This is a genomic window from Streptomyces sp. NPDC056486 (assembly GCF_042795295.1).
In the GTDB taxonomy this organism is placed as follows: domain Bacteria; phylum Actinomycetota; class Actinomycetes; order Streptomycetales; family Streptomycetaceae; genus Streptomyces.
The window spans coordinates 1-15,183 of sequence record NZ_JBHTSF010000030.1 but is presented as its reverse complement, the minus strand read 5'-3'; the positions used below and the strand labels follow the sequence as shown (position 1 = coordinate 15,183).

Genomic DNA, 15,183 nt, shown 5'->3' with positions numbered 1-15,183 from the left:
GCGCACCGAGGGAACCGTGCGCTCCCCCGCTGCGTCCCACCGCTGTCCCCCGTAAAGGGGACGCGGAATACGAACGAGGCCCACACACGGGCCTCCAGGGACAGCAGTGCAGTCAAAGGAGCGATGCGGTGAGCACCGAGCGATCCGGTCATGACGCGGCCGAGCAGCACCGGCGGCGATCCCGCCTCGCCGTCGCGTCGGTGGCGGCCACGGTGCTGCTCGTCGGTGGCGGCGGCGCGTACTTCGCCGCGACCGCCTCAGGCGGCAGCGGCGGCAACGGCAGTTCCCCCGCCGGTGACGGCGGCAAGCCGCCGCCACTCGCCCTCGACGGACACTCGGACGGCGACCGACAGGAGGGCGGCACCGAGGGCGGCACCGAGGGCATCGCCCCGGGAGAGCCCGACCCGAGCGGCGCCACCTACCGCGCCGAGGGCAAGCTGCCCGGCGGCCCCGGATCGGCACCCGTGTACCACGCGCGGGGCACCGTCACCGAGGACCAAGTCACCGATCTCGCCAAGGCTCTCGGCGTCAAGGGGAAGCCCACCTCACAGGACGGCGCCTGGAAGATCGGCCCCACCAAGGACGGCTCCGGACCCTCGCTCCAGGTGGGCAAGCAGGCACCGGGCACCTGGACCTTCTCGCGGTACGCCACCGGTGGCAGCGACAACTGCCAGAAGGGCAAGCGCTGTTCGGAGACGTCCGCCGCCCCGAACGGCTCGGGAGACGCGGTCGGCGAGGGCGCGGCGAAGAAGGCAGCGGCGCCGGTCCTGAAGGCCGTGGGACAGGACGACGCGAAGCTCGACGCGGGCCAACTCATGGGCGGCGTACGGGTGGTGAACGCCGACCCGAAGGTGGGCGGACTCCCGACGTACGGCTGGTCGACCGGCATCCAGGTCGGTTCGGACGGTCAAGTGGTCGGCGGCAGCGGCCAGTTGAAGGCGCCGGAGAAGGGTGCGACGTACCCGGTGATCAGTGCCGCCGAGACCCTGAAGCAGCTCAACGAGTCGGGCGGCGGCGACGATCGCGTCGGTGTCGGCGGCTGCGCCACGGCCATGCCCGAGGACGCGGCGGGCAAGGAAGGTCAGAAGCAGGCCCCCTGCGAGCCCTCGTCCGCGCCTCCGAAGCCGCAACCGGTCACGGTGAAGGGCGCCACGTTCGGGCTCGCGACGCACTTCGTGGACGGGCGCCAGACGCTCGTGCCCTCCTGGCTGTTCGACGTGAAGCCGCAGGGCGCGAAGGACACCTTCACGGTGACGCACCCGGCGGTGGAGCCGAAGTTCCTGACCTCGCCGAGCACACCGCCGTCCGACCCCACGCCCACATCGAAGCCCACGTCGAAGCCCACCGATGGGCCGGGCACGGGCCCGAAGGACCCGACCCTGCACGTCGAGTCCTACCGCGCGGACGGCAAGTCCCTGACGGTGCACTTCTGGGGCGGCGCCTGCAGTAAGTACTCGGCGTCGGCCGACGAGGGCAAGGACAGCGTGCGCGTGAAGGTGACCGAGACCCGCAAGAAGGGCGAGGTCTGCGTCATGGTGGCCAAGGAGTTCACGGAGACCGTGACCCTGGACAAGGCGCTCGGCGACCGCAAGGTCGTGGACGCGGACGGCGGCGGGACGGTGCCGCGCAAGTAGCACCCCCGCACGGACCCGTACACAACAGACCCGTACACATACGAAGGCGGCCCCCGAAGTTCTCCGGGGGCCGCCTTTCGTCTGTCCAGATCTAGCTGAACGAGTCGCCGCAGGCGCAGGAGCCCGTGGCGTTCGGGTTGTCGATCGTGAAGCCCTGCTTCTCGATGGTGTCGACGAAGTCGATGGAGGCGCCGCCGAGGTAAGGAGCGCTCATCCGGTCGGTGACGACCTTCACGCCGTCGAAGTCCTTGACCACGTCGCCGTCAAGCGAGCGCTCGTCGAAGAACAGCTGGTAGCGAAGGCCCGAGCAGCCGCCGGGCTGAACGGCGACGCGCAGCGCCAGGTCGTCCCGGCCCTCCTGCTCAAGAAGGCCCTTGACCTTGCCCGCGGCGGCCTCGGACAGGAGGATGCCGTCGCTCACGGTGGTGGTCTCGTCCGATACGGACATCTGCTTCTCTCCCGGGTTGTACGGAGACTGCTTGCCGACGGTTGCAACCGTCGGGGCCGCGGATTCATTCCGGGCCACGTGCTGTTCTCTTGGCTGTCTGCCCCTTCATGCTCGCACATGCCGTCGCCAGGGGCAGCGGCCCGTCGGAGGCGAACGCGTCACATCGACACTATGGCCATCGTCAAACTGACGTGAAGCGGTTATGATAGATAACGTCAATTAGACGAAAAGTCGTCTGCAGAGAAGAAAGGGTGCGTGTCCAGTGACCACCGCCCAGTCCCCCGTGGATCTCGACGTCCAGCCGACGCCGCTCGCCCTGCTGCTGCTCGGCCGCGAGGCCGACCCCAGGAGTGAGCGCGGCGTCGAGTGCCCCGGCGATCTACCGTCGCCCTCCGACCCCGACCTGGTGGAGCGCGCACGCGCCGCCAAGGAGAAGCTCGGCGACAAGGTCTTCGTGCTCGGCCACCACTACCAGCGCGACGAGGTCATCCAGTTCGCGGATGTCACCGGCGACTCCTTCAAGCTGGCCAAGGACGCGGCCGCCAAGCCGGAGGCCGAGTACATCGTCTTCTGCGGCGTGCACTTCATGGCCGAGTCCGCCGACATCCTGACCACCGACGACCAGAAGGTCGTCCTTCCCGACCTGGCCGCCGGCTGCTCGATGGCCGACATGGCCACCGCCGAGCAGGTCGCGGAGTGCTGGGACGTGCTGACCGAGGCCGGGATAGCCGAGCAGGTCGTGCCCGTCTCGTACATGAACTCCTCGGCCGACATCAAGGCCTTCACCGGCAAGCACGGCGGGACGATCTGTACGTCGTCCAACGCCAAGCGGGCCCTGGAGTGGGCCTTCGAGCAGGGCGAGAAGATCCTCTTCCTGCCCGACCAGCACCTCGGCCGCAACACCGCGGTCCGGGACATGGGCCTCACGCTGGAGGACTGCGTCCTCTACAACCCGCACAAGCCGAACGGCGGCCTGACCGCCGAGCAGCTGCGGAACGCGAAGATGATCCTGTGGCGCGGGCACTGCTCGGTGCACGGGCGCTTCTCACTGGAGTCCGTGGAGGACGTGCGCGCGCGCATTCCCGGCGTCAACGTCCTGGTGCACCCCGAGTGCAAGCACGAGGTCGTGGCAGCGGCGGACCACGTGGGCTCCACGGAGCACATCATCCAGACCCTGGAGGCGGCTCCCGCCGGTTCCAAGTGGGCGATCGGGACCGAGCTGAATCTCGTGCGCCGCCTGGCGAACCGTTTCGCCGCGGACGACAAGGAGATCGTCTTCCTCGACAAGACGGTCTGCTTCTGCTCGACCATGAACCGGATCGACCTGCCGCACCTGGTCTGGACGCTCGAGTCCCTGGCCGAGGGCAAGCTGGTCAACCAGATCGAGGTCGACCGCGAGACCGAGCAGTTCGCGAAGCTGGCCCTCGAGCGGATGCTGGCGCTTCCGTAGCCCTGCCCTGTCTTGATCCCGTAGGTAAGGGGCACCCGCCATTGCGGGTGCCCCTTACCGCGTTCTACGCTCCCTGAGCGCGCCCCCCAGCGCCTCAAGGGCCGGTACGGACGCGACCAGCGCCGCCGTCTGCTCCTCGGAGAGCGTGGCGAGCGCGTCGGCGAAGATCTCCGCCCAGGCGTTCTCGATCAGGGCCATGCCCTGCTCCGCCTTGAGGGTCGGCTTCAGGCGCACCACCCGGCCGTCGTTCGGGTCCTTCTCGCGCTCCAGGTGTCCCGCGTTGACCAGACCGCGGACCGCGGCGCTCACATTGCTGGCGTGCAGGCCGAGTTCGCGGGCCAGGACGCTCACCGTCACGCCCGGTTCCGCGTGGACGTAGCGCATCAGCTCCAGCTCCGACGGCGGCAGTCGCCACAGCCCCGCCTCCTCCATGCCCTGGAAGCGCAGGACGCGCGAGAGGGCGTACAGCGCGGGCGTCAGCTCCCTGGCGTGCTGGAAGAGCCTGCGGTCGGCCTCGTCACTCCTCTCCACGTTCGCTTGCGCGTTCCTCTGCACGTTCCTCTGCTCGGTCACGCCTCCATGTTAGCGTCACCTATAGATATATAACTATCTCTAACTCGTCCGGGGGGATTCTCTGCCATGCCCTTGCTCACCGCCGCGCTCGCGCTGCTCTCGTTCATAGGTCCGCTCTCGACCGACATGTACCTGCCTGCCTTTCCCCGGATGGCCGACGAACTGCACACCGACGCCTCCGGGGTGCAGCTCACCCTGACCGCGTTCCTGGTCGGCATGACGCTGGGGCATCTCGTCTTCGGGCCGCTCTCCGACCGGTACGGCAGACGGGCGCCGCTGCTCGCGGGTGCGGCCGCGTGCACCGTGGGCACCGCGCTGTGCGCCGTGGCGCCCTCACTGGGGTGGCTGGTCGCCCTGCGGTTCGTGGCCGGGTTCAGCGGGGCCGCGGGGGTCGTGATCAGCCGGGCCGTCGTCGCCGACCGGGTCCAGGGCGCCGCCGCGGCACGCCTCTTCGGGATCCTCATGACGCTGGCCGGGGTCGCGCCGATCATCGCCCCGCTGGCCGGTGGCGCCGTGATCGGGGCCGTGGGCTGGCGGGGCGTGTTCTGGGTCCTCGCCGGGGTGTCGTCGCTCGTGACCCTTGCGGTGGTGGTCGGCGTACCGGAAAGCCTGCCGAAGGAGCGGCGGCAGGCGGGTGGGGTGCGGCAGGTGGTGGCCTCGGTCCGCGAGGTCCTGGGCGATCGCGCCTATGTGGGCTACACGCTCGCCTTCACCTTCGGGTTCGGGATGCTGTTCTGCTACATCGCCGGGTCGCCGTTCCTGCTGCAGAACGTGCTGGGGATGGGGGTGGGGACTTCGTCGGTCGCGTTCTCCGGGGGTGCGGTGGTCGCGACGGCGTCGAGTGCGGTGGGGGCCCGTCTGGTGGGGCGGATCGCTCCCGAAGCGCTGCTGCGGGGTGGGCTGTTGGCGATGTTCTCGGGTACGTCCTTGCTGCTCGCCCTCACTCTGGCGGGGTTCCTGGGAGTGGTGGTGTGCCTCGCGCTCATGGCTCTGGTGTGCGGTGGGTTCGGGCTCGTGGTGGCCAACGCGGCGGCGCTCGCTCTCGCGCGGGTTCCTTACGCATCCGGGGTGGGATCCGCCCTGCTCGGCACCGCCCAAAGCGCGTTGGGCGCGGTGGTCGCGCCGCTGGTGGGGCTCGGCGGGGACGACACGGCGGTGCCGCTGTTCGTGGGGATGTCGCTCTGCAGCGGGGCGGCGGCTCTTGCTCTTGCGCTGGGCGTACGACGAAGGGGTGCTCCTCTGTTTGAGGAGCACCCCTTCGTCTGAGGGACCGGACCGCACCGGGCCCCGTCAGGGGCGCGGGGAACTGCGCGATCAGCCCCCACCGGCCCGCAGGATCAGACCTGGGCCGGTGCCGGGTCGTCCGAATCGGCGACGGCCTGCGGCGAGCCCTCGGCCTTCTTCGCCCGCTTCGCCTCGCGCTTGTCGCGCCTGCGCTCCTTGCGGAGTTCCACCATCGCGTACAGCGTCGGGACGAGGAGGAGGGTCAGGAGCGTCGACGTGATCAGACCGCCGATGACCACCACCGCGAGCGGCTGGGCGATGAAGCCGCCCTGGCCTGTGACGCCGAGGGCCATCGGGAGCAGGGCGAAGATGGTGGCGAGGGCCGTCATCAGGATCGGGCGCAGGCGGTGCCTGCCGCCCTCGATGACCGCCTCGACCACGCCGTGTCCCTGCCTGCGGTACTGGTTGATCAGGTCGATCAGGACGATCGCGTTCGTCACCACGATGCCGATCAGCATCAGCATGCCGATCATCGCGGGGACACCCATCGGGGTGTCGGTGGCGATCAGGAGGCCGATCGCCCCCGTGGCCGCGAACGGGATCGAGACCAGCAGGATCAGCGGCTGCACGAGCGAGCGGAACGTCGCCACGAGCAGCATGAAGACGATCGCGATCGCCGCGAGCATCGCGAGGCCGAGCGAGGCGAACGCCTCGTCCTGGTCCTCGGAGACGCCGCCGATGGACGCCGTCACGCCGTCCGGCAGGTTCAGCGCGTCGAGCTTCTTGGTGAGGTCGGCGCTGACCGCGCCCGTGTTCTCACCGGTCGGCTTCGCGGTGATCGTCGCGGCGCGCGCACCGTCGATGCGGGTCATCGAGACCGGCCCGTCGACCAGCTTCACCGAGGCGATGTCACCGAGCTTCACGGAGCCGAGGTTCAGCTCGCGCAGCTGGGCGAGCGTCTTCGCCGGCCGCTCCGACTTCACCACGATGTCGCGCTCGGTGTCGTCCAGGATCGCCTTGCCGCTCTCGGTGCCGCGGACCGCCTGGGCGACGGCCTGGCCGAGGGTGGTGTCGTTGAACCCGGCCGCCGCCGCCTTGGCGTTGGCCTTGACCGAGATCCGCGGAATGCTCTGCGACAGGTCGCTCTGCACGTCCGTGACGTCGTCGATCTTCGCGACCTCGTCGCGCACCTCGTCGGCCGCCTTGCGCAGCACGTCACCGTCTGCGGCCTTGACGACCACGCTCAGGTCCTGGCTGCCGAAGCCGTCACCGGCCGAGATGGACGTCTGGCCGATGCCGGAGAGCTTGCCGAGCTCCTCCTCGACCCGGTCCTGCGTCTTGTCGTACGACGACTTGTCCTTGAGCGTCAGCGTGTAGGACGCCTGGTTGGTGTCCGTGCTGCCGCCGAAGGCCGCCATGAAGCCGGACGAGCCGACCGTGACCTGGTAGTCCTTGATCTCGTCGAGGCCGTCCAGCATCTTCTCGACCTTCTTGGCCGATGCGTCGGACGCCGCGAGGCTGGTGCCCGGCTTCAACTCCTGCTTGATCGTCAGGACTTCCTGCTCGCCCTGGTCGAAGAAGTTGGTCTTCAGGAACGGTGCCATGCCGAACGTACCCACGAGGATCACGATCGCGATGGCGAGGCTGGTGAAGCGGCGCCGCGTCGCGAAGCGCAGGACGGGGACGTAGAAGCGCTGGAGCCTGCTCTTCGCCTCCTTCTCCTCGGCCTTGCGGCGGGCCTCATCCGGGTCGGCGCCTCGGACGTCCTTGGGGGGCCGCAGGAACCAGTACGAGAGGACCGGCACGACGGTCAGCGAGACGAGCAGGGACGCCAGGAGCGCCGCCGTGACCGTCAGCGAGAAGGAGCCGAAGAGCTCGCCCACCATGCCGCCGACCAGGCCGATGGGGAGGAAGACCGCGACGGTCGTCAGGGTCGAGGACGTCACGGCGCCCGCGACCTCCTTGACCGCGGTGATGATCGCGGCCTCGCGCTCCTCGCCGTATCCGAGGTGGCGCTTGATGTTCTCCAGGACCACGATCGAGTCGTCGACGACGCGGCCGATCGCGATGGTCAGCGCGCCGAGCGTGAGCATGTTGAGGGAGAGGTCCCTCGTCCAGAGCACGACCAGGGCGAGGACGACCGAGAGCGGGATGGAGACCGCGGTGACCAGCGTCGAGCGGATCGACGCGAGGAAGACCAGGATGACCAGGACCGCGAAGACCAGGCCGAGTGCTCCCTCGGTGGTGAGGCCGTCGATCGACTTGGAGACCGCGGGGCCCTGGTCGCTCGCGACCGTCAGGTCCGATCCGGCGCCCAGGTCCTTGCGGAGGCCGGGCAGCTTGTCCTTGACCTCGTCGGAGATGGCGACGGCGCTGCCGTCCTGGTCCATCGTGATCGAGAGGGCGAGGCTGGGCTTGCCGTTCGTGCGCGTGATGGACGTGGCGTCCGACGGCTGCTGCTTGACGGTGGCGACCTCATCGAGGCGTACCGGCTTGCCCGCGCCCGCCGGGGAACCCGGCTTGGCCTCGGGGGTGACCATCAGGTCCTGGATCTGCTTCAGGGATGTGTAGCCGCCGCCGACCTGGACGGTGCGGTTCTTGCCCTCCTCGTCGAAGGAGCCCGCCGGGAGCGTGGCGCCGCCGGCCTGGAGCGCCTGGCCGAGCGCGGCCGGGGTCAGGCCCGCCTTGGCCAGCTTCTTGTCGTCGGGGGTGACGTCGACCTGGAGGTCGCGTACGCCGTCGACGGTGACCTGGGCGACGCCGTCGATGTCCTTCAGGGCGGGGACGACCGTGCGGTCGAGCCGGTCGGAGAGCGCCTGCTGGTCCTTGTCGGAGGTGACGGAGAGGACCACGGTCGGGATGTCGTCCGTGGAGCCCGCGACGACCTGCGGGTCCACGTCGTCGGGGAGCTCGGCCCCGGCGCGGTTCACGGCCTGCTGGACATCGGCGACGAGCTGCTTGGAGCCACTGCCGTAGTCGAACTGGGCCATGATCACGGCGTTGCCCTCGCTCGCCGTGGAGGTGATGCCGGTAATGCCGTCGACCGCGTCGATCGAGGACTCGAGGGGTTCGACGACCTGCTTTTCGACCACATCGGGGGACGCGCCCTGGTACGGGGCGAGGACGGAGACCATCGGCAGTTCGATGGAGGGCAGCAGCTGCTGCTTGAGCTGAGGTATCGCGATCGCGCCGAAGACAAGCGCGATGATGGATATCAGCCCGATCAGGGCCCGTTGGGCGAGGCTGAAGCGGGACAGCCAGGACATGGTGGTCTCTCTCTGTGGCGTACTGCGCAGGAAGGGGCACCGGCCGGCCGGTGCCCCCTACACGATCTGCCATGTCCAGGGCAGGAATCGTCACTCCGAGGACCCGTTCTTATACGGCGCATACTGCGGGCGCAGTACGTTGCGCCCGCACTCACTCCACCCTTGGACGTACCAGGCCCGATTCGTAGGCAATGACGACGAGTTGCGCCCGGTCACGGGCGCCCAGCTTTGCCATCGCACGGTTCACATGGGTCTTCACGGTGAGCGGGCTGACTTCGAGGCGCTCGGCGATCTCGTCGTTCGAATGCCCGCCCGCGACCTGCACGAGGACCTCGCGCTCGCGCCCGGTGAGCGCGTCGAGGCGCTCGGCGCGCGCCCCGCCGTCATCGTCCGAACTATCGCTCTGCGCGAGGAACTTGGCGATCAGGCCCTTGGTCGCCGCCGGGGAGAGAAGGGCGTCGCCCGCGGCCGCGATCCGGATCGCGCCGAGCAGTTCGTCCGGCTCCGCGCCCTTGCCGAGGAAGCCGGAGGCACCGGCGCGCAGCGACTGCACCACGTACTCGTCGACCTCGAAGGTCGTCAGCATGACCACCCGTACGTGGGCCAGGGCGGGGTCGGCGCTGATCAGGCGGGTGGCGGCGAGGCCGTCCATGCCGGGCATGCGGATGTCCATCAGGACGACGTCGGCGGACCGGGTCTTCGCGAGCTCGACGGCCTCCGCGCCGTCCGACGCCTCGGCGACGACCTCCATGTCGGGCTCGGAGTTGACGAGCACCTTGAACGCGCTGCGCAGCAAGGCCTGATCGTCGGCCAGCAGCACCCGGATCGTCACGCGGTCCCTCCCTCTGCCGGGGTGACCGGCTTTGCCGTGACGGGCAGGATCGCATGGACGCGGAACCCGCCGCCGTAGCGGGGTCCCACGGTGCAGCGGCCGCCCAGGGCGCTGACGCGCTCGCGCATGCCGATCAGACCGTGCCCGCCGCCGTCGCTCTCCCTGCTCTCATCGCCCTTGTCGCCCGCCCCGTCGTCCAGGATCGTGACCTCGACGTTCGGTCCTACGCGGATGACGCTGACCTCGGCCTTGGCGCCCGTCCCCGCGTGCTTCTGCACGTTCGTGAGGGCTTCCTGGATGATGCGGTAGGCGGCCAGGTCGACTCCGGCGGGCAGGTTCGACGCCGCGTCGCCGCTGGTCACCTCCACGGGGAGGCCCGCGTGGCGGAAGGTCTCGACGAGGTCGTCGAGGCGGGCCAGGCCGGGGGCGGGTTCGGTGGGCGCCTCGGGGTCGCCGGTCTGCCGCAACAGGCCGACGGTGGCGCGCAGTTCGTTGAGGGCGGAGCGGCTTGCGTCCCGCACGTGGGAGAGGGCTTCCTTGGCCTGGTCGGGCCGCTTGTCCATGACGTGGGCCGCGACCCCGGCCTGGACGTTGACGAGGGCGATGTGGTGGGCCACCACGTCGTGCAGATCGCGGGCGATACGCAGCCGCTCCTCGGCGACGCGGCGCCGGGCCTCCTCCTCGCGGGTACGTTCCGCGCGTTCGGCGCGCTCGCGGATGGCGTCCACGAAGGCGCGGCGGCTGCGGACGGCGTCACCGGCGGCCGCGGCCATGCCGGTCCAGGCGAAGATGCCGAGGTTCTCCTGGGCGTACCAGGGCAGCGGGCCCGTCAGCATCGCGACTCCGGTGAGCCCGGTCATGGTGACCAGGCCGATGCGCCAGGTGGTGTGGCGGTTGGTGCGGGCGGCGACGGTGAAGAGCGCGATGACCGCGCTCATGACGACGCCGCCGCGGAACTCGCCGGTGACCAGGTCGGCGACGGTGAAGCCACAGGTCGCGGCGAGCACTACCCAGGGGGCGCGGCGGCGGAAGACCAGCGCGGTGGCGCCGAGCGTCATCAGGACCAGGCTGAGCGCGCTCGGGGTGCGGGTGCCCCAGCTGGGGCCGCCGTCATGGCCGTACGGCTCGACGAAGGAACCGATGACCATGCATACGAGGACGGCTGCCGCGAGGGCGGCGTCCACGGCCAGGGGGTGCGCCTTGGCCCAGCAACGGCCTCGCACGAGAGTGGTCACGCCTTGAACGGTACGGGGCCCTGCGGGCTGCTGGGACCGGGTCTGGCCGCTCGGCCCTGCGGGCGGCGCCCCTGTCTCTGCCGGTGCTTGCCGATCGGCCTCTGCGTGCCGGGCACCTTCCGTGCGCCCGGGGGCGCGGATTTCCCTGCGGGGTTCGCTCTGCCCTGCGGGGTTCGCTGTAGTGATCCTGGCCCACGGCTTCGCGGCGGAGCGGGGGCGGGGATTTCCCTGCGCGGCTCGCTCTGGTGATCCTGGACCACCGCTTCGCGGCGGAATTTTCCCGCCCACCCGCCCGATTACCCGGCGATCTTGGATTCGACGCGGGGCAAACGGGTGGGCGGGCGGGAAAAGCCCGGCGCGAAGCGCCGGGACAGGAAAGCCGCGCAGACGGAACTCAACAGAGACGGGCATCCGTCAGGCAAGCGCCGGGACGGGACAGCCGTGCGGACGGAGCTCAACCGAGACGGCACCCGTCAGCCAACCGCCGGGGCAGGGCATCGTCGCTCTGCAGGCCCCCGGCCAGAACTAGCCCGGGATCAGGCCGTCGTCGCTCAGCATTTCGCGGACCTCGTCCAGCGTCGCCTCCGGTGACGGGAGGATCAGCTCCGAGGGTTCCAGGGCATCGTCCGGGAGGGGCTCGCCCAGCTCCCGGACCTTGTCCAGCAACGCACCAAGCGTCCGGCGGAAGCCGGACTCGTCGCCGCCCTCCATCTCGGAGAGCAACTCGTCGTCCAGCTTGTTCAGTTCGGTGAAGTGGCTGTCGGCCAGCTTCACCTGCCCCTCCCCCATGATCCGTACGATCATGTCGCCCTCCTCGGACGTGAGCGGTGTGGCTGCTGCGTACGCCTACTGCTTGTCGAAACGCGGAGTGTCCTGCGGCTGCTTGGACGGGGCCTGTCCCTGCGTGCCGCCCTCGATCGCCGGCTTCGCCGCCGATGAACCGCCCGCGAGCTCGGCCTTCATCCGCTGCAGTTCCAGCTCTACATCAGTACCACCGGAGAGGCGATCCAGCTCGGACTGGATGTCGTCCTTGGCGAGCCCGGAGGAGTCGTCGAGAGCACCGGAGGCCAGGAGCTCGTCGATCGCGCCCGCCCGCGCCTGGAGCTGCGCGGTCTTGTCCTCGGCACGCTGGATCGCCATGCCGACGTCGCCCATCTCCTCGGAGATGCCGGAGAAGGCCTCGCCGATCCGGGTCTGCGCCTGGGCCGCGGTGTACGTGGCCTTGATCGTCTCCTTCTTCGTGCGGAAGGCGTCGACCTTGGCCTGGAGGCGCTGCGCCGCGAGGGTGAGCTTCTCCTCCTCACCCTGGAGCGTCTGGTGCTGCGTCTCCAGGTCGGTCACCTGCTGCTGAAGGGCCGAACGCCGCGAAAGGGCCTCGCGGGCCAAGTCCTCACGGCCGAGGGCGAGGGCCTTGCGGCCCTGGTCCTCAAGAGTGGAGGACTGCTTCTGGAGCTGGCTCAGCTGCAGTTCGAGGCGCTTGCGCGAGGTCGCCACATCGGCGACACCGCGGCGCACCTTCTGCAACAGCTCAAGCTGTTTCTGGTACGAGTAATCGAGGGTTTCGCGCGGGTCCTCGGCCCGGTCAAGGGCCTTGTTCGCCTTCGCGCGGAAGATCATCCCCATACGCTTCATGACACCGCTCATGGGCTTCGCGCGCCCCCTTCTGACGGACTTCCGGCTCCAGGTACTGCTCAGAACCCACAGTACGGGCCCTGCATCCATTACCGCACTGTTCGCGAGCGGATGCGCTCATCCCCAAGGACGACTGCGTCCGGTCCAGCTCCGGCGTAGGGAGTAGGTGCACCCCCAAGAACCGCCGGAAAACCGCTTGTAAACCACACGGAACATCCCTTTAGACACACAATCAAGACGCCCGGTGTTGCCGGATCGTTCCCCATCGGGCGGGGGTCCACACGTTCTCACCCCGTACCCTTGGGTTTTGTGTTCCGTAGCCGATCCAAGGACGAGAAGGCCCCGGCGAGCAAGGCCCCGGTGACCGACTCCCAGCAGCCCCGTGACCCCGAGGCCCCCAAGGGCCGCCCCACGCCCAAGCGCAGTGAGGCCCAGACCCAGCGACGCAGCGTGGCCAACACGCCTGTGACGCGCAAGGAGGCGGCGAAGCGGCAGCGCAGTGAACGCCGCGTCCAGATGGACAAGCAGCGTCAGGCGCTCGCCAGCGGTGACGAGCGCTATCTGCCGGCCCGCGACAAGGGTCCGGTGCGCAAGTTCGCCCGCGACTTCGTCGACTCGCGGTTCTGCATCGCCGAGTTCTTCCTGCCGCTCGCCGTGATCATCCTCGTACTGAGCATGGTCCGGATCCCGCAGCTGCAGAACATCGCGCTGCTGCTCTGGCTCTTCGTGATCGTCCTGATCATCGTGGACTCGGTGACGACGGCGGTCCGCCTGAAGAAGCGCCTGAACGAGCGCTTCCCGAGCGAGAGCAAGAAGGGCGCCGTCGCCTACGCCCTGATGCGTACGCTCCAGATGCGCCGACTGCGACTGCCGAAGCCGCAGGTCAAGCGCGGAGAGCGGCCCTGAGCGGTTTCGCCGGCGGGGCAGCAGCGTGGCTGGAGATACTGGGCGGCCTTCGCAATGCCGTACGCCAGGAGCTGGTGACCCGGCAGCTCGATGAGCAGATAGCCGGGCGCTTCCCCGTGGGGCAGCGGCTGCGCGTGCTCGACGTGGGCATGGGCCAGGGCACGCAGGCGCTGCGGCTAGCCCGCGCCGGGCACAAGGTGACGGGCGTCGAGCAGGACTCGGCGATGGTGGCCGCGGCCCGTGCCGCGCTCGGCGCCGAGCCCGAGGGAATCCAGGGGCGCGTGCGCATCGTCGAGGGCGACGGGCACGACACCGGCGTGCATTTCCTGCCGGGCAGCTTCGACGTCGTCCTTTGCCACGGCGTGCTGATGTACGTCGAGGAGCCGGACGCGCTGCTCGCGGGCCTCGCGCGGATGCTGGCCCCCGGCGGGCTGCTCTCCCTCCTCGTACGGAACGCGGACGCGCTGGCCATGCGGCCGGGGATGGCCGGGGACTGGGCGGGGGCGATGGGTGCCTTCGACTCCACCGTGTACCGCAATCGGCTCGGCCTTCAGGCGCGGGCGGATCGACTCGACGCGGTGAAGGCGTCCCTTGCCGGGATCGCGGCGCCGCTGCATGCCTGGTACGGCGTGCGGGTCTTCACCGACGGCGCGGCGGACGACGCGGTGGCGCCGGATGACGCGGAGTTGGCGGCGCTGCTTGCCGCGGAGGAGCGGGCCGGGCGTACCGACCCCTATCGGCGGGTGGCCGCGTTGCTGCACGTCTGCGGTGTGCGGGACTGACGACTGACTGAACCGCCGCTTCGCGGCGGATCTTTCCCGCTCACCCACCCGATTGCCCCGCATTCAGGGCGACATATTGGGGTGAACGGGACACTCGATTCATGACTGTCTCGCGTACCCGTCACGTCACCGTCGCCGTTGTCGCCGCCGCAGGCCTTCTCCTCGGCGGCTGCTCCGGATCCGGTTCCGGGGACTCCGGTGAGTCCACCACTCAGGCCGCCCCCATGGCGGCGAACGATCTGCAGGGCGACTACCAGCAGGTGATCAAGAACGTCCTGCCGTCGGTCGTCCAGATCGACGCCTCCGACAGCCTCGGCTCCGGCGTCGTCTACGACGACAAGGGCCATGTCGTCACCAACGCCCATGTCGTGGGCAAGGAACGGACCTTCAAGGTCACGACGGCCACCGGGGAACAGGCGCTCACCGCGAAGCTCGTCAGCTCCTACCCCGAGCAGGATCTCGCCGTGATCAAGCTCGACAACCCCCCGAGCGGGCTCAAGGCCGCGAAGTTCGGGGACTCCACGAAGGCCGAGGTCGGGCAGATCGTGCTCGCCATGGGTTCGCCGCTCGGCCTGTCGTCCAGCGTCACGCAGGGCATCGTCTCCGCCACCGGCAGGACCGTCAGCGAGGGCCGCTCGGAAGGCGCCACCGGTGCCACCATCGCGAACATGGTGCAGACGTCAGCCGCGATCAACCCGGGCAACAGCGGCGGCGCCCTGGTCACCCTCGACAGCGAGGTCATCGGCATTCCGACGCTCGCCGCCACCGACCCCGACATGGGTGGCAGCGCGGCGCCCGGCATCGGGTTCGCGATCCCGTCCTCGATGGTGAAGACGGTCGCCGACCAGATCATCAAGGACGGCAAGGTCACCGACTCGGGCCGGGCCGCACTCGGCATCACGGGACGCACGGTCCTCGGTGACGACTACAAACCCGCCGGTGTCGCCGTCGTCGAGGCACAGAAGGACGGCGGCGCGGCCAAGGCGGGCATCGAGGCCGGCGACATCATCACCGAGCTGGGCGGTACGGAGATCACCACGATCACCTCGCTCTCCGAGACGCTCGCCGGGGAGAAGCCGGGCGACAAGGCGCAGGTGGCGTACACACGGGACGGCGCCGAGAAGACCGCCGATCTCACGCTGGGCGAGATGTAGGCACCACGAGCGCTGCGAGCACCACGAGCACTGCGAGAGGGGGGTGG

Annotated in this window: 13 protein-coding genes; 6 read left to right on the top strand and 7 right to left on the bottom strand. The window is 69.7% G+C overall.

Annotated features, from left to right (window positions below):
• The first annotated feature begins 128 nt into the window (after window positions 1-128).
• Window positions 129-1,634 (top strand): hypothetical protein, encoded by a 1,506-nt coding sequence (locus ACFQ7F_RS14910; RefSeq protein ID WP_383270409.1) that lies wholly within the window; start codon window positions 129-131, stop codon window positions 1,632-1,634.
• 91 nt (window positions 1,635-1,725) lie between these two features.
• Here ACFQ7F_RS14910 and ACFQ7F_RS14905 read toward each other — a convergent pair whose 3' ends face one another.
• Window positions 1,726-2,082 carry a HesB/IscA family protein gene (locus ACFQ7F_RS14905; RefSeq protein WP_383270407.1) on the bottom strand — a complete coding sequence of 119 codons (357 nt, stop codon included), beginning with the start codon at window positions 2,080-2,082 and terminating at the stop codon, window positions 1,726-1,728.
• Between the two features lie 262 nt (window positions 2,083-2,344).
• Between ACFQ7F_RS14905 and nadA the strand changes: the two genes are divergently transcribed.
• A complete protein-coding gene (nadA, locus tag ACFQ7F_RS14900) occupies window positions 2,345-3,532 on the top strand; it encodes a quinolinate synthase NadA (RefSeq protein WP_383270406.1) in 1,188 nt (395 codons plus the stop codon).
• Between the two features lie 54 nt (window positions 3,533-3,586).
• Here the strand turns inward: nadA and ACFQ7F_RS14895 are convergent, their stop codons facing one another.
• Window positions 3,587-4,105, bottom strand: a complete 519-nt coding sequence (locus ACFQ7F_RS14895; RefSeq protein WP_383270404.1) for a MarR family winged helix-turn-helix transcriptional regulator — start codon at window positions 4,103-4,105, stop codon at window positions 3,587-3,589.
• Between the two features lie 66 nt (window positions 4,106-4,171).
• On the opposite strand from ACFQ7F_RS14895, the gene ACFQ7F_RS14890 reads away from it, so the two are divergent.
• Window positions 4,172-5,371 carry a multidrug effflux MFS transporter gene (locus ACFQ7F_RS14890; RefSeq protein ID WP_383270403.1) on the top strand — a complete coding sequence of 400 codons (1,200 nt, stop codon included), beginning with the start codon at window positions 4,172-4,174 and terminating at the stop codon, window positions 5,369-5,371.
• A gap of 71 nt (window positions 5,372-5,442) precedes the next feature.
• Here ACFQ7F_RS14890 and ACFQ7F_RS14885 read toward each other — a convergent pair whose 3' ends face one another.
• From ACFQ7F_RS14885 to ACFQ7F_RS14865, 5 genes are all read right to left on the bottom strand, one after another.
• On the bottom strand, window positions 5,443-8,595 hold the full coding sequence (locus ACFQ7F_RS14885; RefSeq protein ID WP_383270401.1) for an efflux RND transporter permease subunit: 3,153 nt from the start codon (window positions 8,593-8,595) through the stop codon (window positions 5,443-5,445).
• A gap of 151 nt (window positions 8,596-8,746) precedes the next feature.
• On the bottom strand, window positions 8,747-9,427 hold the full coding sequence (locus ACFQ7F_RS14880) for a response regulator (RefSeq protein WP_383270400.1): 681 nt from the start codon (window positions 9,425-9,427) through the stop codon (window positions 8,747-8,749).
• Window positions 9,424-10,662: a sensor histidine kinase gene (locus tag ACFQ7F_RS14875; RefSeq protein WP_383270398.1), complete on the bottom strand. Its 1,239-nt coding sequence runs from the start codon at window positions 10,660-10,662 to the stop codon at window positions 9,424-9,426. The genes ACFQ7F_RS14880 and ACFQ7F_RS14875 overlap by 4 nt, the downstream gene beginning before the upstream one ends.
• 525 nt (window positions 10,663-11,187) lie before the next feature.
• Window positions 11,188-11,466, bottom strand: a complete 279-nt coding sequence (locus tag ACFQ7F_RS14870; RefSeq protein WP_383270397.1) for a hypothetical protein — start codon at window positions 11,464-11,466, stop codon at window positions 11,188-11,190.
• A gap of 42 nt (window positions 11,467-11,508) precedes the next feature.
• On the bottom strand, window positions 11,509-12,306 hold the full coding sequence (locus ACFQ7F_RS14865) for a PspA/IM30 family protein (RefSeq protein WP_383270396.1): 798 nt from the start codon (window positions 12,304-12,306) through the stop codon (window positions 11,509-11,511).
• A 219-nt stretch (window positions 12,307-12,525) separates the two neighbouring features.
• Between ACFQ7F_RS14865 and ACFQ7F_RS14860 the strand changes: the two genes are divergently transcribed.
• The 3 genes from ACFQ7F_RS14860 (at window position 12,526) to ACFQ7F_RS14850 (ending at window position 15,136) form a co-directional block, all read left to right on the top strand.
• On the top strand, window positions 12,526-13,200 hold the full coding sequence (locus tag ACFQ7F_RS14860) for a DUF3043 domain-containing protein (protein WP_383270502.1): 675 nt from the start codon (window positions 12,526-12,528) through the stop codon (window positions 13,198-13,200).
• A 74-nt stretch (window positions 13,201-13,274) separates the two neighbouring features.
• On the top strand, window positions 13,275-13,982 hold the full coding sequence (locus tag ACFQ7F_RS14855; RefSeq protein ID WP_383270394.1) for a class I SAM-dependent methyltransferase: 708 nt from the start codon (window positions 13,275-13,277) through the stop codon (window positions 13,980-13,982).
• A 101-nt stretch (window positions 13,983-14,083) separates the two neighbouring features.
• Window positions 14,084-15,136 carry a S1C family serine protease gene (locus ACFQ7F_RS14850; RefSeq protein ID WP_383270393.1) on the top strand — a complete coding sequence of 351 codons (1,053 nt, stop codon included), beginning with the start codon at window positions 14,084-14,086 and terminating at the stop codon, window positions 15,134-15,136.
• The last annotated feature ends 47 nt before the right edge of the window (window positions 15,137-15,183 follow it).